Raw genomic sequence first — 19137 nt, forward strand, 5'->3', positions numbered from 1 at the left:
GGCTACGCGCCGGGCCGCCCCAGAAAAACTCTGTCCTAGCAGCTTCCAGGGGATTCCCTGGTGCCCTTGACTTTGTTAATTCCAAAACGCATCATTCGATATAAATCGATTGTGCACGGAATCATCTTAGCACAAATGATTCGATCGGGAGAGTGGTAGGCCGTCGTGAGCTTACTGCTCTGTCGTTTGGTGAGGCGTCAGCCATGTCGGAGCGTCCGATAACGGTCTGATTGCCGTTGGTTCGAAGAGATTCGAACCGTTACTTCGCTACTTACGTCGAGGATCATCATCATGGAAAAACTGCCACTTTGGGAAGCCGCCAAACGCGAAATGGAGGAGTACCAGTTCATTGCAGGGCCCGAGTTGCAGCCCAAGTGGGACGTACCGGAGAAAGTCGCGATCAACGCCGCGGTCTCCGGACGCTTTGAAGACACGACGTCCTTCAAGGCGTATGTGGATGAGGCGACCACCGTGATCGAAGCCGGCGCCTGCGGCGTTCACATCGACTTCTCGTTCATGACCGACGCACAGGGGCGCCGCATGGATCGTGACATCCTGCCGGTTGAAGCCTACAAGCAGGTTATCGAGCCGCTGCGCTCCCGCTTCGGCAACGATTTCGTGCCGAACGTGAACGTGTTGCACGGCACGACGTTCGAGATGTGCATGAGTCCCGCTCGCGAAGGCCTGACCGAAGTTGCGCCGTGCGCGCCGGGCCATCCGGAGGCCTTTGCGGTGCCGGCCGTTGCAACGCTCGAGGAAGTGGGCGTCAAACCGGAGCTGGCGGTCCATAGTTCCGGCGAAATCGAGCTTGCCAAGCGCAAGCTGATCGATACCGGCATTCTCAAGAAGCCGTACAACTGGCTGATTCTGTACGGCCTGCCGTTCAACGTCGGCCGCACGCTGGTGTCGGGCACCTGGGTAAGCGACGCTCAAGACATGACTCAGCACATGTTCCTGATGGTCGACCAGATCCGCAAGATCGATCCGACCTCGGTTATCAGCGTCTGCGCGGCGGGTCGCGCATCGCTCTATATGACCACGCTCGCCACCATGATGGGTCTGCATATCCGCGTCGGCACGGAAGACACGCCATGGAAGTATCCGAACAGCGACGAGCGCCTCAAGAGCAATCTCGAGATGTTCACGATGGCGCGCGACATCGCCGGCCTGCTCGGCCGTCAGCCAGCAACGGCGAACGAGTACCGGGCGTTGATCGGAAAACCGGCACGCTAGTGTTTGTTTGCCACGGCGCCGCCAGCGCGGCGCCGTTTAGAAAGAGTGATTGTTCGACGTTGACGCGCTCATGCAATGCGGGGAATCTTGGCGATACCGTTGGTGATCGGATTCTGTCGCTGCTTGCAAAGTCAGAACGAATGGTTTTTCAGGCCTTGGCGTGTTCGACGCACGCCTGGACGCGCCATGGGCCACACCGACTGTGAGCGTTCCACAACCGAGGAGAGTGGCAAATGAGTGATCAGACGAAAGGCGGAGAGCCTCCCGTGCAACTGTGGACCCGGGATGGGTTTATGGGCGCTATTTCTGTCGTTACCCGGTCGACGTACGCGCCTGATTACCTCTCGGTGGAAGGTCCGCATGCACCACGGCGGGCGGTCCTCGACCAGTTAATACCTGACGATCGGGACAACGGCAATGCACTTCCGACCACCGTGGCGACGTCCCGGCTGGGAGTCAAGTTGCATGTGTCCGGCCGGCGCATGCCCATGCCGTTCGTGGTTCGAAATGTCGAGGCGGACGAAATTCATTTCATCCAGTCGGGCACGGTCAGATTCGAAACGGACGTTGGCCGTATCACGGCGGATGAAGGCGACTTTGTGTGCATTCCGCGTGCGATAGCGTATCGATATGCGCCGACGGGCGACGCCATGCGCAGCGTCATTGTCGAAAGCCCATCGGCATTAAAACTTTCGCCTCCGGCGCCCACGGGAATGATCAACGTCGCGCGCGACGTGGAGTATGCCAGGGTGGGCCCCGACATTCCCGCGGGCGGTCCGACGAAACTAGTTCTAAAGGCCATCGACGGAGAGAACACGGTGTTCACCATGCCGCATGACCCGCTCTCGCTCGGCATGCAATTGTCGGACTCCGTTCCGGTGTGGAAACTGAATCTCAACAAAATTCAGCGGCTCACCTATTTGCCTGATGGCGGCCCGCCGAGTCAATTTTTGTCATCCACCGCAGGCGATGTTCTGATGTTCAACCTCAGTTCACGCATCTCGAATCGGCCGCCGATTCATATCAATGCGGATTTCGACGAGGTGATCTGTTACGTGCGCGGACCCGGTGTCTGGGGCGGGTGCTCGGAGCCGGGCACGTTGACCTGGGTGCCGAAAGGTGTGATTCACCATGGACCACCCGAGAACGCTCCGGAGACCTATCAGGCCTGGTTGCTGGAAACGCGAGCCACGCTTCGCTGGACGCCGAACGCGATCGCAGCATCGCAGTTGATGGAAACAGGCGAATACGGACCGCATCCGAGCGAGCAGCGCCGTTCATAACGCAAAACAGGAGACATAACGTGGATACGAGGCTTCAACAGTTTCTGGACGAGGCGGAAATCAAGCGCGTCCATATCCGCTACTGCCGGGGTATCGACCGGATGGATTGGGACCTGGTGCGCTCGTGCTACCACCCGGACGCGATCGATCGTCACGGGGCCTATAACGGTGGCGTCGAAGGCTTCATTGAGTGGGCTGCGGAATTGCTGCCGAACTTTGAGTGCACGCAGCACTTCACTGGCAATCAATACGTGCAGGTGGATGGCGACGTGGCTTACGCGGAGCACTACGCGCAGGCAATACACCGGACAAAACCCGTCGAAGGCACGATGGCATCGGATTGGGTGGTGAACGTGCGATACGTGGACCGGATGGAGCGGCGTAGTGGGGAGTGGCGCATTGCGGACCGGGTTGTCGTACTCGATTCACAGCGCGCGGACCCGGTCTCAGGCGAGTCGGCACCGTTGGAGAACGCGAACGTCGGGCGGCGCGATAAGGATGATCCGTCATATAGGTACGGGCTGGTGTAAGCGGTTCCTGATGGTCGGGATGGAAGTCACTCATTGGTTTTCGAGGATGCAATGGAAAAACGTTTTCGTGTGGGTATCGTCGGTTTGAGCGCTGAGCGCGGCTGGGCGACAACCGCCCATATTCCGGCCCTGCGTGCCTTGCCTGATGTGTTCGAGCTTGCCGGTGTGGCCAACACCAGTTTGGCGAGCGCGCAGGTCGCCGCCACCGCCTTTGACATTCCCCGCGCCTTCGGGAACGTGGCGGAACTTGTCGCGTCTCCCGACATTGACGTCGTGGTTGTGACGGTAAAGGTCCCCTATCATAAGGAAGTTGTCGCGGCGGCACTCGAGGCAGGCAAAGCGGTCTATTGTGAATGGCCGCTCGGAAATGGACTTGCTGAAGCGACCGAACTCGCTCAACTTGCGAAAAAAGCAAAGGTGCCGGCCGTTATTGGAACTCAGGCGATTGCGTCACCTGAAGTTAGATTCATTCGCGAGCTCATTGCGCAGGGGTATGTCGGAGACGTCTTGTCGTCGACGTATATCAGCGCCGGGGTCAGCTGGGGCGGCCAGATACCACGCGGCGACACCTACGCCATGGATTCCAGAAACGGCGCGACGCTGCTTTCAGTGATTGGTGGACACGCTATTTCGGCGGTGCAAAGTGTGCTCGGGCCTATTCGCGAGATCGATGCCGTATTGTCGCAGCGTCGGCAAACCGTGAGCGTCGTCGAAACGGGCGAGAGCATTCCAATGAAAACGCCCGATCATGTGATGCTCAACGCAGTGCTTCAATCTGGCGCGCCTCTGTCTTTGCAGCTTCGCGGCGGTTTGCCGCGCGGCACCCGGCTGCTATGGGAGATCAATGGAACCGAAGGGGATCTGCGCATCACCGCGGCGGTCGAACAGGCCCCGGTGGTGAACATTTCGCCGTTGCGCGTGGAAGCGGGTCGTAAAGGCCAGGACGGCTACACCGAACTCGAGATACCGCAGTCGTATTACTTCGGTCTTGAAGACGCTCTGGCAGCCCGAAACGTCGCGGGGATATATCGCTTGATGGCTGACGATCTACGCCTCGGAACCCACACGGCGCCGAATTTCGATGACGCGCTCGGACTTCACAAAGTTTTGTCCGCAATTGAACAGTCTGATCAGACTGGTCGACGAGTGCGAGTCGGCTGATCAGTGCATTGGTCGCATCTTCGGAGACGGTTCCATCCGACACGTGCGTTACGTGCCGCTTTTTGGGCACGCGGCGCAGGTTTCGCGCGTCGGTGCCGAGCGTCAATCGGCGTGATTCAGGCGGTCAAATGCGCCCTCCATGATTGGCAGCAAGTATCTTGCGTGAGACCGCAGAAGGCGCGAGTGCGCTAACTCCGGTCGAGGAGAAAAAACGATGAAGCGTGCTTCGGTCGTCGACGTCCAGGAGTTCATCAATGAGTACCCGTTCGGCCGCTTTCAACGACTCATTTTTTTCATGTGCTTCGTGATTGTCCTGCTCGACGGTTTCGACACTGGGGCAATCGGATTTATCGCATCGTCGTTATTGACTGAGTGGCATCTGGCAAAGCCCGATCTCGCACCCGTCCTGAGTGCCGCACTGTTCGGCCTCGCACTCGGTGCGCTCGTGCCTGGCCCTTTGTCCGACCGTGTTGGACGACGCTCCCTGATGGTCGGGTCCGTGTTCCTCTTCGGTGTTGCCTGTGTCGTTTCCGCGTTCTCAACGAACATCGGTCAACTGACTGTGCTGCGCTTCATGACGGGCATCGGCCTCGGCGCAGCGATGGCCAACGCGGTGACAATGATGGACGAGTTTTGTTCAACCCGACGCCGCGCAACCGTGACCAGCTTGATGTGCTGCGGATTCCCGCTCGGCGCGGCGTTGGGCGGATTGCTTGCGGCATGGCTGGTTCCCCATGCTGGCTGGCGAAGTGTTCTGATGCTTGGCGGGATCGCACCGATCCTTCACGGGGTCCTGCTGTTGCTCAAGATACCGGAATCAGTACGCTTCATGGTGTCAAATGGCAAGCCGGTAGAGCGCGTTCGTGCCATTCTGGCGCGCATCTCTGATGAAGCAATCAACGCCCGCGGCTTCGTACTGACCGAGAGCGCGCCGGGAACGGGCGGCAACGGACTCGGTCTCGTGCTGTCGCGTTCATACATCGTCGGTTCATTGATGCTATGGATCGCGGCCTTCATGGGACTCCTGATTATCTACGCGTTATTCAACTGGATGCCGATTTTGCTGAAGGATGCCGGGCTGAGCCTGAAGAGCGCGATGTTAATTTCTGCACTGTTCTCGCTTGGTGGTATTGGCGCGGTGCTGTGCGGCGTGCTGATGGATCGGTTCAATGCAAATCTCGTGATTGCCGCGTGCTACGCGCTCGCCGCGATCAGCCTCTTTTATATTGGAGCGACGGCGGGAAATGTAGGCCTGCTCGTGCCAATCGTACTCGTGTCCGGCGTGCTGATGAACACTGCACAGGCCTCGATGAATGCGCTTTCGGCCACCTTCTATCCGACTGAAGGGCGTGGCACAGGCGTCGCGTGGATGCTCGGCATGGGGCGCTTTGGCGGCATCGCCGGCTCGTTTCTCGTAGCCGAACTCGTACGTTGGCATTTCACGTTTGTGGGTGTCTTTACGACGATCGCCGTTGCCGGAGCCCTCGCTTTTGTCGCTTTGCTAGTCAAGCAGCTTGCGCCGCCACACGTCGTCAGAACGGTGCAGGGCGGAGTCGGATCGCTGAGTCATTAACTGGCCGGTCGTCCTTGCTATCGCTGACGATGCGGCCGACGTGTACGCGGCATTCTCTCTCCGTCGCCGTAAGGCCCGTACAGAGCGGGAACCGCGCAAGTGGTGCTCCAAGTTATCTACAACGTCGTACCCATTCACCATTTGAGGAGGAAACTCGAGATGTCCACTGAGGCGCCCACAGCAGCATTCGAATACGCTTCAGAAGTGTACGAGGCGGTTGATTCGACCGACGAGCAGCGGTTAGCTCGCTTCTTGACGGAGAACTGCACGTTTGTTTATGGCAACAGCGAGCCTGTCATCGGACGCGCTAATGTTGCCGAGTCTTCGAAGAAGTTCATGGCATTGATTGCGGGAATCGAGCACCATCTGCTTGATGTCTGGGCATTCGAAGACGTCATTGTCTCGCGGCTCGAAGTGACCTACACGCGCAAGGACGGATCGACATTGACACTGCCAGCCGTGACGATCTGGCGGGTGCGCAGCAGGCAAATCGACGACTACCGTATCTACATCGACGTTACGCCGCTGTTCCCGCATTAATTGCGAAGGGGGCAAAAGCGCATGAACCGGGCATTTGAAGGCAATACGATCATCGTCACGGGCGGTGGTTCGGGCAACGGGCGGGCGGCAGCCATTGCCTGCGCTGCGGCAAGAGCGCGCGTAGTGGTGGCTGACATTGGCGTGGCGCAGGGTGAGGACACCGTACCGGCAAATCGGCAACAGGACGGCGAGGCGATTTTCGTAGCAACCGATGTTGCCGATGAAGCGCAGGTCGAAGCGCTCGTGGCGGCAGCGGTAGACAATTTCGGACGGCTCGACGGCGCGTTCAACAACGCAGGTCTCGCCCAAACGAACGCCTTGCTGCACGACTTGACCGCTGCGCAGTGGCGCCGCATTCAAAGCGTCAACTACGACAGCGTATTTTTCTTCATAAACACGAGATACGCGCAATGCTGCGAACTGGCGGGGGCGCCATCGTCAACACATCGTCCGCTCTTGGCGTGCGCCGTGCAAAGGCGGCGCTTTCCCAGTGGGTGTAAGCCCCACCGGCAACTGGTCCAGCCGGAAGCAACCGGAGCAATCGTGGAGGTAACGAAGCGGTCGAAGCCTTTGGTGAAGCGTGTCACGAGACACGGTGACAGCTCGAGTGGGCAGGCCGTAACGCGAATGAACGCTGAGTAAGCCTCGAAAAGGACGATGCGCAGGCCGACCTGACTGCCATATCGGGGAAGGCTGATACGGTTGGGTGAACGAGCAGGCAGGACGCCCAGTCGCTGCGCCGGGGTAGTGGCGACAGCATGTACGCAAGGGAAGCGCACGCAACACGGGAAACACGTTGGCGTGGTCAGGGATGACGAACAGGAAGCTTGCAAAACGCGCCGGGTCCATACAAGCACGAAAAGGACGATTACCCCAGGATGCGCAAATCGTTGATCGGCAATGGTTTTTTGGAAACAAACCGCCAGATTTTACGAAAAGGACGATTACCCCGAACTGAGAGGCGCGGCGCCTCCGCACAGTGGCGTGCTGAAGGGGTCGCACATTCATCGCTATGCCGCTTGTACCGTGTTGCGCAACGTGTCGGCTTTCTGCTGCGAAGCCAACGTCGCCGCGTCGACTTGACCGAGTTTACTGGAAAACTTATGTGGCATGCTGAGGTAGCGCACGCACGTTGTCGGGACACCCGCTTCGGCCCATTTCCGCATGTGATTTTGAGAAGAAGACATCGCGGCTTTCAGGGAGTGGGGGTTGCTGAGGGAGCAAACGTAACCGGCGGAATGGCGGCCACGACGCCAAGGCCGCCATCGACAGCAAGGATCTCGCCGGCAATATGGGCGCTCAGGTCGGACGCAAGGAACATCAGGGGGGCCGCGATTTCGGCCGGCATGGCAGCTCGTCCGATTGGAATCGCGTTGCCGATTCTCGTCCAGGTCGCTTCGTCCTGGCGCTGATTCAGCCTCGGCGTGCGGACGAAACCCGGCGCCACGGCATTGATGCGCACATTGTGGGGCGCATACTCGGCACCCGCACTGCGCACGAGGTGATGCAATGCGGCCTTCGCGGCAGCGTACGCAACCTCGTTCGGCACGGCGAGATCGCCGGCGAGCGAGCCGACAAACGCAAACGTACCTCCGCCATCGGCTTTCATCATTTCGCCGCCAATCTGAATCGCGAGGTAGGCATGACGGACGACGATATCGAGTTGCTGGTCCCACGACGCGTCGTCGACGGCGGAGAGTGGCTTCAGGCCCGCGACACCGATGATATCGACGACGCCATGGATGCGCCCGAAGTACTAGCGCGCCGTGTCGAACACACGCTGCATGTCTGCGCGAGATGTTGCATCCGCCACGCACGGTATCCCGTCCACGACATCTGCAATATTTCGCGCAAGCGTCTCGTCACGGTCGACGCAGAGCACGCGAGCACCGGCCTGTGCCAGTGCGTGAACGGTCTGCTCGCCGATGCCCTGCCCCGCACCAAGCACCACAAAACCGCGCCCGTCGAGTCGTAACAAGGACAGGTAGTCCGGAACGTCTTTTTGGGTGGTGTCGGTCACGTGAATATCCTCATTCGACCGAGCATACGGTTCACAAAATGCTCGAGTGCGGTTTGGTCGACGGTCATTTTTTCGAAGTGTGCCTAGTGTGCCGTTCTGTTGTTAACTAATCTATGTTCACGTAGCATGCTGGTATCAACGGAACGGGAGATGCCAGCATGCCCATGGGACGACCGAAGGCCGAACTGGTGTTGAGTGAAGATGAGCACTCGCAACTGACTTCGATAGCGCGTTCGCGCTCGATTTCGGCGGCGCTGGTGACGCGTGCGCGCATCGTGCTGGCTGCTGCTGTCGGGGAACCCAACAGCGCCATTGCCCAGCGTCTTCAGCTCACGCGTGCCACGGTGGGCAAGTGGCGTCTGCGGTTCCTGGAGCATCGCATCAACGGGCTGTATGACGAAGTACGTCCCGGCAAGCCGCGCACGATTGACGATGAGCGGCTGGCGCAGCTGATTCACAAGACCCTGCACACCAAGCCAGCGGATGGCTCCACGCACTGGAGCGTGCGCACGATCGCCGCCGAAACGGCTATCTCGCCCACGAGTGTGCACCGGTACTTCAAGCTGCTGGGCCTGCAACCGCATCGCAGCGAAAGCTTCAAGCTCTCGACCGATCAATTCTTCATCGAGAAACTGCGCGACGTGGTTGGCCTGTACCTGAGCCCGCCCGAGAATGCATTGGTCCTGTGCGTGGACGAGAAGAGCCAGTGTCAGGCGCTCGAACGCACGCAACCCATGCTGCCGATGGGTTTCGGCTACGTCGAAGGCGTTACCCACGACTACGTTCGTCATGGCACCACCACGCTGTTCGCCGCCCTGAACGTACTCAACGGCGCAGTGCTCGCGACCTGCAAGCCGCGTCATCGGCATCAGGAGTTCCTGTCGTTTCTGCGCGAAATCGACAAGGCCGTACCGGCTGAACTCGACGTGCACTGCATCGTGGACAACTATGGCAGTCACAAGCATCCCAAAGTCAAGGCGTGGCTCGCAGCAAAGCCCCGCTGGCACATGCATTTCATTCCTACCTACAGTTCGTGGCTTAACCAGGTCGAACGCTTCTTTGCGCTGATCACCGACAAGGCCATCCGCAGGGGCTCGTTTGGCTCGGTCAAACAACTGATCAAGCGTATCGATCAGTTCGTTTCCCACTACAACGAAAACTGCAAGCCATTCATGTGGACTGCTTCCGCTGATTCCATCCTCGAAAAACTACACAGACTTTGTTCGCGAATCAGCGGAACGGAACACTAGACGGGCGCATTAAACAAGACCGCGTTGAGTATACCGTGGGGTCGTCAAAGCGAGTTTTAGGCGAAGACATAATCGAATGGGAACGAACTAACGCAGCCCTTTTCGAGGAAGGCGTAATCTCTCGCCTTCCCGGCCCAACGGAAGACGTCTGGAATTCTTACACGTGTTCTCTATTCGGGAGCTTGATCGGTTTGACTGGAAGCGGGATCTTATTGCCCGACGGGCGGTTGGTGCTTCGGCAGGACGTTGTCTTGCATCTAAGCCGCACCGATATCAAACATCCGCAAATTTTCCTCGCAACTTCGAAGCACCCGGCACGAGAAGTACTGAAAGCCTGCGAAGCCGAAAGTGTTTTCACCTATCTCTTACCCCGAATTTCCCTGGCTCATCCGGACCAAATCCTCCAGGTTCGCGAGAAGGTCAAGGATACCCGTGAGGGCTTCAGCATGCATCTTCAGAAATTGACAGAGGGACTAGAATCTAAACTGAAGGGCGGTGAGCAGATGGACGAGATAAGACGCTTCGCGCAATCGACGATTGAGACGAAGCTAATCCCCGACTATCGGGAGTACGTTCGCCAATTGCTTGCAGAAAAAGCGGGCTTCTGGGGAAAAATACTCGATCCGACGTCGAAATTGCTCCAGATAGATGCAGCTCCGTGGACACCAAAATTTTACGGCGAGTTCATAAAGGCGCTCGGATTTACAGCCTTAGCAGCCACCTCGGAGAAGAAACAAAGGCTGAGTAACGCCTCCCAAGTATATCAATTCATGCACTCCGTGGAAAAAAGCCTCCGACAGTTGGCTTAGTGTATGAGCAAATGGATCACTCTGAGGCCGAGCGCCGCCGTCGATGGCGAGCGGGTCGACTTTCTGACTCGGACATCCCGTGGCGTTATTTACCCGTGCGATTGAGGGGCAGAGGACCGCAATGGCCGGGCACTAGGCCGGCCAGATGTGCGCTGGGGGCGCCGTTGAACATTCGAAAGCGGGCGGTCGGGACTGCGTGAGCCTGATCGGCCGCAAAGGGTCCAGCTTGTGTGAAAACGCACGCCCATCGCCTAAACTGAAACAACGCGTTCAGGTCGGATGGGTACATGAAACGATTCGTTGAAGGCGAAGACCGTAAGCAGGCTGTCCTGCTGCCTGAGTATCTCAAGGACTATGTGTCCGACGACAATCCGGTGCGCGTAGTCGACGTCTTTGTCGATGAGCTTGATCTTCGTGATCTCGGCTTTGACGGAACCGATCCCGCAGCAACGGGGCGACCCTCGTACCATCCATCCGTGCTGCTCAAGATTTATATCTATGGCTATCTGAATCGCATTCAATCGAGTCGGCGTCTGGAGCGTGAGACCCAGCGCAACATTGAGCTTATGTGGCTAACAGGGCGCGTTTCGCCTGACTTCAAGACCATCGCCGACTTCCGCCGTAACAACGGCAAGGCGATCCGCAAAGTCTGCAGTCAATTCATCGTGCTATGCCGTAACCTGGACCTCTTCTCAAAGTCGATAGTGGCCATCGACGGTAGCAAGTTCAAAGCGGTCAATAATCGTGATCGGAACTTTACAAGCGGGAAGGTCAAGGCGCGCCTGCAGCAGATCGATGAGAGCATCGCGCGATATCTCTCCGTGATGGAGACGGCAGACCGGACTCAATCCGATGTTGCCGAGGCGAAGACACGTCGCATCAGCGACAAGATCAGCAAGCTCAGGCAGCAGATGCAGGACCTCAAGGCGATGGAGCAGCGATTGCACGAGTCGCCAGATGGACAGGTCTCGCTGACTGATCCAGATGCGCGTTCAATGGCTACCAGCGGTCGGGGAACGGGGATGGTCGGCTACAACGTTCAGACGGCGGTTGATGACACGCATCATCTGATCGTGGCGCACGAGGTCACCAACGTTGGTAACGATCGCAGCCAGTTGACGAACATGGCCGAGCAGGCACGGGTGGCTACCGGTATCAAAGATCTAACCGTTGTTGCCGACCGGGGCTACTTCAAGAGCGAGGAAGTCCTGCAATGCCACGAGGCGGGCATTACGGCCTTCGTTCCTAAACCGCTGACTTCGGGCAAGATCGCTGACGGCTACTTCGGCAAGCAGGATTTTATCTGCATTGCCGAGGACGACGAGTATCTTTGCCCCGCCCAGCAGCGGCTCAACTGGCGTTTCACAAACATCGAACATGGCATGACGCTGCATTGCTATTCGAGCTCAGCCTGTACTAACTGCACCATCAGGAAACAATGCACATCAGGCAAACAGGCTCGCCGGATAAAGCGCTGGGAACATGAGGCCGTCATCGATGCGATGCAGCACCGGCTCGACCAGAGGCCGGACATGATGCGCATACGCCGTCAGACCGTCGAGCATCCGTTTGGTACGCTGAAGTTCTGGATGGGCGCGGCGCACTTCCTGATGAAAACACGCGAACATGTCAGCACCGAGATGAGCCTTCATGTACTCGCATACAACCTCAGACGCGTTGTGGCGATCTTCGGCACTGGGGCGATGTTGCAAAAGATGCGTGCCTGAGGACCGGCCTGCATCAACCGGCCGCGTTGGCGCGCATTACAGCGCTGGGCGTCTCGTTACCTCGCACAGAGATCAAAATAACCGATAACCGTCAGACGGGCTCAATAAGCCGTTGACGGCCTGTCATTGATTGCGTGAAATTGTCCATGCGTCCGCGGCGCGTTTTTACACGACCTGGGTCGTAAACTGCCCTTCGATCATCGCGTCGAAGCCGCCCACAGCACACTCGTTATCGGCGTCACATCGCGCTCGAATTTCCCCGCCATATATCGCTGAAAGTCGCAGATCTAGCCGAGCTGTTTTCGATCTCCCGTCCAACCGTGTAACGAACTCTCGCTCTTCAGCCAGAAGGTACATAGCGCGGCCTCTACAGGTCGTTGCCCCCCGAACTCTACGTCAGGCGAGTTCACCGGACTTAACTGACTTCCCTGTTCCATTGCTCCCCGGACCCCTTCATTTACTGAAACGCATCTCTACTCCGTGAAGATGTGCCTGGCTTGATAACCTTCAAAGAGACCAGGATGCGCTTCATTGGTGCGATTGGTTCCTGACCGACGCGAGTCGCGTCCCCGAGACGTGCGCTCACTTCCAAAAACAAAGCGGGCAGGTGCTGGAGGACTACTGCGGCGCGGGCCCAGCCACATAACGCTGTCCTTGCATGGCTGCTCTGCGGCCCCTATAGTTATTTTGACAACATTCCGCTAACAAGCGTCTTTGGAAATGCTGTCGGTAAGTGGTTAATCAGAAATATATCGACAGGTTGCGGCAGCACTCAAAGACAAACCAGCCTGGTGCTTCACTGACAGGCCAACCCGTCTCTGGTCGAAGAATAACCACCGGGCCAGGCGATGAGGTTTAGCTTTGGCGTGCGGTGCCTGCCCGGCATGGAGACCGCTTGCCTCGCACCACGGGCCGGTATCGCCCCCTGATGGACAGGAACTGGAAGGCGACCTGGTTTGGCCCAGTTTGCACATTTTTTGTCTGGAGCAGGTCACAACGTTAATGCGCCATTGAAAGGGCATCGAAATTATTATGCTAGAAAGGTATTTGAATGTCATCTGTCACTTCATTGCCATACGGTTGTCCCGGACTGACTGGTTCGCCGTGGATGAAAAAATTGGGATACTAAAGGTTCTTCCATCCTTTTATTGCGTGAGAAAGCCTCTCGCTTAATTCGTCGCTGTTGTGAGCAATCGCTAACGCTCATGCCCGGAGAAGAGGGGGCCGAAATTGATGTGGGCGCGTCCGCTCGTCGATATGCGTCTGCCCTTCAGGGCGAGGCTTTAGCCCGGTCGACACAGGAGTCGTGTTCGGCCATGTCCCACAGCACTCGAAAGGAAGGTAACTGATGAACAAATTAGCCAGACTCTCCCTCGGACTTCTGCTTCCCGCACTGATGCTAGTGGGCGCGGACCTTAATCGGGCAATGGCGCAGGATGCCGCGGTGGCGGCTCCAAAAGCAGAACAGAAGGTGCTGTTAGATAACGACAAAGTGAAAGTTGTCGAGAATCGGTTCGTGCCCGGCGCCGAACTGGAAAATGCTTCGCGTGGCTATCGGGTCGCGCGCGCACTAAAAGGCGGTACGCTCATCCGCATTTATGCCGGCGGCAAGAAGGAAACCATCGAGTGGAAAACAGGTGAAGTGAAATACTTTGAGCCATCCGACCCATTCAAGCTCAGGAACGTCGGGAAAGCCGAAGTTGTCGTCTATGTCGTCAACCTGAAGTAATGACGTAGGCGCGACGATGCACGTGTGCCCTTCTGCGCAGTGGCAAGGGCACTGCTGTATTCGCCACTGGAGAGTCATGTCAAAAAAATGAGACATGTTTCTCGACTTCGTGCGTCGCTGCCAGGCGCGCGCTCCTTTCCCCCGAGGAGTTGGCTGCGAATCACGCCGAGTGGCCGAAGCTGATGGGCGCGGCCGGCCACTCGCGTCGCGGCGGACGTGCACTCAAGTGAAGGTTCGTGAAATTGGCGGTTGGGAGGAATCTGATCATGGCTGGCACAAGACAGGTATTCAGCAACGTGGTGGCAGGTCGATTTCTCGTTATGGGACTCCTGGCAGGCTGCGCGGCCTTACTGAACACAGCGGCCGCGACACCCCTCGTTGTAACCGAGCAAGGCCTGGTCCGCGGTATGGCAAAGCAGGGCGTAGTCAAGTATTTAGGTATTCCCTATGCCGCTCCTCCAGTGGGAGATCTGCGCTGGACGCCTCCCCGACCTCACGTACCCTGGACCGGCGTTCTCGATGTTACGAAATTCGGCAGTCATTGCGCGCAGACTGCCGAGGTCGTTGGCGCACCCAGCATCAGCGAAGATTGCTTGTTCCGGAATGTCTACGTTGCCGATGGCAGGGATAACAGTCGATCGCAGACCGGCGACGAAAAGCAAGCGCCGACCGGTCCTCGTGGGCACGCCGTCATGGTATGGATCCATGGAGGTGCTCTGACAGAACTTGGCCCAGTTTGGCTACGTAACGGGTCTGGACGCATTCCAATCGCTGGCGCCTGATTTCCTGGGACCCGAATTTCAACTTCGCCTCGAACTACTGCTGCGTCTTTTGGGCGGGGCTCTTTCCGCAATAGAGTCTCGCTTATCGTGCGCTCTGGTGACGTATCGGCCGTGTATGAACAGATTGAGAACCCGCTCAAGGGGCCGAAGCAAGTTTTTGTAGTTGACAAGCAGACTTGAAGCGGTGGGTCACCTTCTCGCGTATCCGTGTCGGCTCGTGGGAGTTTTTCTCCCGGTTGTTCAACCTGTCATTCCAGGGAGGATGTATGGAACGGTCACCTGGTCGCCGTCGCTTTCTCAAATCCGTTACCGCATTGACCGCGGTCGGCCTGCCGGTCACCGGTGTCGCAGCGGACGCCCGTTCCCAACATCCGGAGCATGGCGCGCGGGAAAAACACGGCGCGCAACCTGCGACCGTGTTGCAGGCGTACAGCTATTTCACGCAGACGGAGGCGACCTTCGTCGAAGGCGCGGTGAGCTGCCTGATTCCTGCCGACGATCTCGGACCCGGTGCAAAGGAAGCTGGAGTCGCCTATTTCATCGACCAGCAACTTGACGGCGCGTGGGGTGCGCACGCGCGCACCTACAGGCTGGGGCCGTGGCCCGAGGGTACGCCGACGCAGGGTGACCAATCGCTGCTGACGCCGCGAGAGGTTTACCGGACAGCGATTGCAGAGATCCAGCGCTATTGCAGCGCGAAGTACGGCAACGCGTTTGACGCGCTCGTCGCCGCGCAGCAGGACGAAGTGTTGCGAGATCTTCAGGAGGGAAAGATCTCGCTGGAACTCGTGCCCGCGCGATTGTTCTTCGGCATGTTGTGGGCGAACACTCAGCAGGGTTTCTTCGCCGATCCGATGTACGGTGGTAACCGCGACAAGATTGGCTGGAAGCTGGTCGGATTCCCCGGCGTCGCCGCGGTGTACACGGAGTTCATCGAGAAGCACAACCAGGCCTATCGCGCAGTACCGGTTTCGATCGCCGACGTCCAGCAAGGCCTGGCGCGCGTGGACGAACACGGCCATCCGGTGCACGTGCTGCTGAGCGAGAACGATTGACGGTGACCTCACCGGAAGAGTCCGAAGCATCTGGTTTCCGATAAAGCAGATGCTTCGCTTCGCAAGGGATGACAAGAAGGGACACCAAATGGCAACCAGGCTGAAACCGGTGGATGTCGTCACCGTCGGCGTCGGGCTCGTCGGCTCGATCGTGGCGAAGGAGCTTGCCGATGCGGGACTGAAAGTCGTCGGGCTGGAGCGCGGCGGCTATCGCGACACGCATCCAGACTTCGAAGTGCCGAACACGCACGACGAGTTGAAATACGGCCTGCGTCACGAGTTGATGCAGAACCTCGCACGCGAAACGCTCACTTTCCGCAACGCCGCGAGCGAAGCCGCGTTGCCGATGCGACAGTTGGGCTCGTTCCTGCCCGGCGAGGGCGTCGGAGGCGCGGCGGTTCACTGGAGCGGATTGACGTGGCGCTTTCTGCCCTGGGACTTCGAGACGCGAAGTCGCACGATCGCGCGCTATGGCAAGGACGCGCTTGCGGCCGATTGCACAAGCCAGGACTGGGGCGTGACCTACGATGAACTTGAGCCGCACTTCGACCGCTTTGAGCAGATTTGCGGCATCTGCGGCAAGGCAGGCAACCTGCAGGGCCGGATCCAGGCGGGCGGCAACCCGTTCGAGGGGCCGCGCTCGCGTGAGTATCCCAATCCGCCATCCAGGGAAAGCTACGCGGGATCGCTATTCACGACGGCGGCTCAGTCGCTCGGCTACCATCCATTTCCGACGCCCTCCGCAAACCTGACGCGCCCGTATACGAACCCGTACGGGGCGACGATGGGAGTTTGCGTGTATTGCGGCTACTGCGAACGCTTTGGCTGCGAGATGGGCGCCAAGGCCAGCCCCCAGACGATGGTACTGCCGGTGTTGCTGGCGAATGAAAACTACGAGCTACGCACATTCGCCAACGTCATCCGCGTGAATCTCGATCTTGAGAACAAGCGTGCCGTGAGCGTCACTTATATCGATTCGCGCGGGCGCGAGTTCGAGCAGCCGGCCGACATCGTGTTGCTAACCTCGTACGTCTTCAGCAACGTGCGCCTCATGCTGCTCTCGGGCATCGGTAAGCCCTACGATCCGGCGAGCAACCGCGGTGTGGTCGGCAGAAACTACGCCTACCAGTGCAACAGTTCGGTGACGATGTTCTTCGAGGACAAGGTGTTCAACCAGTTTATGGGCGCTGGTGCGCTCGGGCGTACGATCGACGATTTCAACGGCGACAACTTTGACCACTCGGGCCTCGGATTCATCGGCGGTGGCTTTATCACTTGCGATTCGAGCGGCGCCCGCCCGATCGAATATCACCCGGTGCCGGGTGGCACGCCACCCTGGGGCTCCGGCTGGAAGCACGCCGTGGCGCACTATTACAACCGTTCGATTGGCATCCGCTCGAACGGCGCGGTGCAAAGCTATCGCGGCAACTACCTCGACCTCGATCCGGTCTACCGCGACGCTTTCGGCCTGCCACTACTGCGCATGACCTTCGATTTCCATGAGAACGAGTACAGGATGTCGGATTTCCTCACCAGCAAATGCGAGCAGATCGGCAACGCGATCGGTTCGGCGAAGATGAATGTGAATCGCCGCACCGGCAAGTACAGTATCGTCCCGTACCAGAGCACGCACAACACGGGCGGGGCAATCATGGGCACCAACCCGACGACGAGTGCGGTCAACAGGTACCTGCAGTGCTGGGACGTGCCGAACATATTCGTGATTGGCGCGAGCGCCTTTCCGCAAAACGGGGGGTACAACCCGACCGGCACGATCGGCGCGCTGACTTATTGGGCGCTAGACGCGATCAAGAGCCACTATCTCAAGCAGCCAGGGCCATTGGCAGTATGACTACTACGGCCATAGGTGTAGAGAAGCGGAAGGTGTGCAGCCACGGCACCGGTAGTGGAATTGTACAGCGCGAGCCAGCAGTGACAGCGTGATGTGACGGTACCAGCCCTGCCATCGGCGCACGGCCCTGGGAAGCCGGCTTGGATGACCGGATCACTCCGTTACCTGCCATTGAGCCCCTGACAGCGCGACCGGCGGCAGTGGGGCGAAAGGAGCGTTCGGCAGCGGTCGTTCAGATCGCTTTAAGCGGCTAACTGCAATTCACCAAATACCTAAACTGAATTTCGGTTCTGCCGAATCTGTGTAGTCGTCCATATTCCAGCGTATCTTAATGTGTACGCTGCTCGCGGTGACAACACGGGCGCTGTCCGAGACTGCGCGAGTGCCCGGCGCCATGATGCAGCGCTATCCCGACGATGCGACACCGCAGGCGGTCTTCAGTGCGTTGCCACCGTTTCCGGCTGGAGGGTGCCACCATGCCCGAGGCAAAGACCAAGTCAGGCGCCATGGAGGGTCGTGGCGCATACAACCGCCATGCGGGGTTACAGGCTGCCGGCGGCGCGCTCGCGTTGAACGCTTTAAAGCAGGCGGCTGCAAGCGTCGTGCTGGAGACGGCGGACCAGCCGATCGTCATTGCCGAATACGGAGCGTCGCAGGGCAGAAATTCGCAGCTCCCGATGCGCGTTGCGATTACCGGGTTGCGCTCCAGGGTCGGCCCGGATCGTCCCATTCTTGTCTATCACGAAGATCTGCCAATCAACGATTTCGCCTCGCTTTTCGAGGTGCTGGACTCGGACCCGGACCGATATGTCCGCGACGACCCGCACGTGTACCCTTGTGCGATCGGCCGGTCGTTTTACGAGAGCGTTCTTCCGCCGGCCTACGTGCATCTCGGATGGAGTTCGTACGCAGCGATGTGGTTAAGCCGCGTTCCCACGTCAGTCTCCGACCATATCTACGTGCCCTGCATGAAGGGGGCTTCGAGCGCTGCGTTCCGCGAACAGGGGAAACAAGACTGGCAGAAGTTCTTGTCGTTGCGCGCCGCCGAGTTACGGCCAGGCGGACGTCTCGTCGTTGTGCTCCCAGGAGCGGACGACGACGGGCGCACGGGTTTTGAACCGCTCATGAACGACGCGAACGATGTGTTGACGCAGATGGCAGACGAGGGTGCCCTTACAGAAGATGAACGGGCGCATATGGTGCTGGCGACGTTCGGTCGACCTTTGCACGAACTTCTCACTGCATTCGCGATAGGCGGCCGGTTTTGCGCGTTATCTGTCGAGCATTGTGAGCGGCGTCCCTTGCCCGACGCCGTCTGGGACGATTTTCTGCAAGATGGGGACGGCGAGCGGATGGTGAGCCGGTATGCTGCGTTTTTTCGCTGCACTTTTGTGCCGTCGTTATTCCTCGCGCTTGCGCAGCCGGTCGACCCGCAAAGAAAAAGCGGACTGAGCGACCGGTTCGAGCATCTTCTGAAGGAACGGCTCGGAGCTCGCATGGAGCCAATCCGTTCGCAGGTCCAGATGCTCGTCTTTGCACGCGATTCGCACCCGAAGGTTTGCTCATAACACCGGATTCGACAGCGTACGCGAC

The 19137-nt window shown here is 58.7% G+C and carries 15 protein-coding genes and 1 pseudogene; 15 read left to right on the forward strand and 1 reads right to left on the reverse strand.

The features are described from left to right. Positions 1 to 288 precede the first annotated feature (288 nt). The 7 genes from HF916_RS09785 (at position 289) to HF916_RS09815 (ending at position 6962) form a co-directional block, all read left to right on the forward strand. Positions 289 to 1233 carry a 3-keto-5-aminohexanoate cleavage protein gene (locus HF916_RS09785; RefSeq protein ID WP_168789099.1) on the forward strand — a complete coding sequence of 315 codons (945 nt, stop codon included), beginning with the start codon at positions 289 to 291 and terminating at the stop codon, positions 1231 to 1233. A gap of 233 nt (positions 1234 to 1466) precedes the next feature. After that, a complete protein-coding gene (locus HF916_RS09790; RefSeq protein ID WP_168788675.1) occupies positions 1467 to 2516 on the forward strand; it encodes a homogentisate 1,2-dioxygenase in 1050 nt (349 codons plus the stop codon). Positions 2517 to 2536: 20 nt separating this feature from the next. Then, positions 2537 to 3046, forward strand: coding sequence for a nuclear transport factor 2 family protein (locus tag HF916_RS09795; RefSeq protein WP_168788676.1), 510 nt, complete (start codon positions 2537 to 2539; stop codon positions 3044 to 3046). Between the two features lie 51 nt (positions 3047 to 3097). Beyond that, the gene (locus tag HF916_RS09800) at positions 3098 to 4207 is read left to right on the forward strand and encodes a Gfo/Idh/MocA family protein (RefSeq protein WP_168788677.1); all 1110 of its coding nucleotides are present in this window, start codon (positions 3098 to 3100) and stop codon (positions 4205 to 4207) included. A gap of 214 nt (positions 4208 to 4421) precedes the next feature. Then, complete coding sequence (locus HF916_RS09805) at positions 4422 to 5780, forward strand: MFS transporter (protein ID WP_168788678.1); 1359 nt, start codon at positions 4422 to 4424, stop codon at positions 5778 to 5780. A 159-nt stretch (positions 5781 to 5939) separates the two neighbouring features. Then, on the forward strand, positions 5940 to 6320 hold the full coding sequence (locus tag HF916_RS09810) for a nuclear transport factor 2 family protein (protein WP_168788679.1): 381 nt from the start codon (positions 5940 to 5942) through the stop codon (positions 6318 to 6320). A 21-nt stretch (positions 6321 to 6341) separates the two neighbouring features. Next, positions 6342 to 6962, forward strand: coding sequence for an SDR family NAD(P)-dependent oxidoreductase (locus tag HF916_RS09815; protein WP_240975214.1), 621 nt, complete (start codon positions 6342 to 6344; stop codon positions 6960 to 6962). Between the two features lie 553 nt (positions 6963 to 7515). Here the strand turns inward: HF916_RS09815 and HF916_RS09820 are convergent. Continuing rightward, positions 7516 to 8340, reverse strand: a pseudogene (locus HF916_RS09820) (SDR family NAD(P)-dependent oxidoreductase). A 158-nt stretch (positions 8341 to 8498) separates the two neighbouring features. Between HF916_RS09820 and HF916_RS09830 the strand changes: the two are divergent. From HF916_RS09830 to HF916_RS09865, 8 genes are all read left to right on the forward strand, one after another. Continuing rightward, the gene (locus tag HF916_RS09830) at positions 8499 to 9590 is read left to right on the forward strand and encodes an IS630 family transposase (protein WP_168788681.1); all 1092 of its coding nucleotides are present in this window, start codon (positions 8499 to 8501) and stop codon (positions 9588 to 9590) included. Between the two features lie 182 nt (positions 9591 to 9772). Continuing rightward, positions 9773 to 10399, forward strand: coding sequence for a hypothetical protein (locus HF916_RS09835; protein WP_168788682.1), 627 nt, complete (start codon positions 9773 to 9775; stop codon positions 10397 to 10399). Positions 10400 to 10686: 287 nt separating this feature from the next. Next, on the forward strand, positions 10687 to 12126 hold the full coding sequence (locus tag HF916_RS09840) for an IS1182 family transposase (RefSeq protein ID WP_168788683.1): 1440 nt from the start codon (positions 10687 to 10689) through the stop codon (positions 12124 to 12126). A 1348-nt stretch (positions 12127 to 13474) separates the two neighbouring features. After that, on the forward strand, positions 13475 to 13855 hold the full coding sequence (locus HF916_RS09845) for a hypothetical protein (RefSeq protein ID WP_168788684.1): 381 nt from the start codon (positions 13475 to 13477) through the stop codon (positions 13853 to 13855). A gap of 407 nt (positions 13856 to 14262) precedes the next feature. Further along, complete coding sequence (locus HF916_RS52010; RefSeq protein WP_431311398.1) at positions 14263 to 14637, forward strand: carboxylesterase family protein; 375 nt, start codon at positions 14263 to 14265, stop codon at positions 14635 to 14637. A 266-nt stretch (positions 14638 to 14903) separates the two neighbouring features. Beyond that, entirely contained in the window at positions 14904 to 15692 is a 789-nt protein-coding gene (locus HF916_RS09855) for a gluconate 2-dehydrogenase subunit 3 family protein (RefSeq protein ID WP_168788686.1), read from the forward strand. Positions 15693 to 15780: 88 nt separating this feature from the next. Next, positions 15781 to 17544: a GMC family oxidoreductase gene (locus tag HF916_RS09860; protein ID WP_168788687.1), complete on the forward strand. Its 1764-nt coding sequence runs from the start codon at positions 15781 to 15783 to the stop codon at positions 17542 to 17544. A 476-nt stretch (positions 17545 to 18020) separates the two neighbouring features. After that, on the forward strand, positions 18021 to 19112 hold the full coding sequence (locus tag HF916_RS09865; protein ID WP_168788688.1) for a class I SAM-dependent methyltransferase: 1092 nt from the start codon (positions 18021 to 18023) through the stop codon (positions 19110 to 19112). Positions 19113 to 19137: the final 25 nt, after the last annotated feature.

Origin of the sequence: Paraburkholderia aromaticivorans, from assembly GCF_012689525.1 — a bacterium.
Lineage (GTDB): Bacteria > Pseudomonadota > Gammaproteobacteria > Burkholderiales > Burkholderiaceae > Paraburkholderia > Paraburkholderia aromaticivorans_A.

What these genes read in the sequence shown, in the direction of transcription:
- HF916_RS09790 (WP_168788675.1), top strand. Translation starts at nt 1,467, where the DNA reads ATGAGTGATCAGACGAAAGGCGGAGAGCCTCCCGTGCAACTGTGGACC.
- HF916_RS09800 (WP_168788677.1), top strand. Translation starts at nt 3,098, where the DNA reads ATGGAAAAACGTTTTCGTGTGGGTATCGTCGGTTTGAGCGCTGAGCGC.
- HF916_RS09805 (WP_168788678.1), top strand. Translation starts at nt 4,422, where the DNA reads ATGAAGCGTGCTTCGGTCGTCGACGTCCAGGAGTTCATCAATGAGTAC.
- HF916_RS09810 (WP_168788679.1), top strand. Translation starts at nt 5,940, where the DNA reads ATGTCCACTGAGGCGCCCACAGCAGCATTCGAATACGCTTCAGAAGTG.
- HF916_RS09815 (WP_240975214.1), top strand. Translation starts at nt 6,342, where the DNA reads ATGAACCGGGCATTTGAAGGCAATACGATCATCGTCACGGGCGGTGGT.
- HF916_RS09830 (WP_168788681.1), top strand. Translation starts at nt 8,499, where the DNA reads ATGCCCATGGGACGACCGAAGGCCGAACTGGTGTTGAGTGAAGATGAG.
- HF916_RS09840 (WP_168788683.1), top strand. Translation starts at nt 10,687, where the DNA reads ATGAAACGATTCGTTGAAGGCGAAGACCGTAAGCAGGCTGTCCTGCTG.
- HF916_RS09845 (WP_168788684.1), top strand. Translation starts at nt 13,475, where the DNA reads ATGAACAAATTAGCCAGACTCTCCCTCGGACTTCTGCTTCCCGCACTG.
- HF916_RS52010 (WP_431311398.1), top strand. Translation starts at nt 14,263, where the DNA reads ATGGCAAAGCAGGGCGTAGTCAAGTATTTAGGTATTCCCTATGCCGCT.
- HF916_RS09855 (WP_168788686.1), top strand. Translation starts at nt 14,904, where the DNA reads ATGGAACGGTCACCTGGTCGCCGTCGCTTTCTCAAATCCGTTACCGCA.
- HF916_RS09860 (WP_168788687.1), top strand. Translation starts at nt 15,781, where the DNA reads ATGGCAACCAGGCTGAAACCGGTGGATGTCGTCACCGTCGGCGTCGGG.
- HF916_RS09865 (WP_168788688.1), top strand. Translation starts at nt 18,021, where the DNA reads ATGCCCGAGGCAAAGACCAAGTCAGGCGCCATGGAGGGTCGTGGCGCA.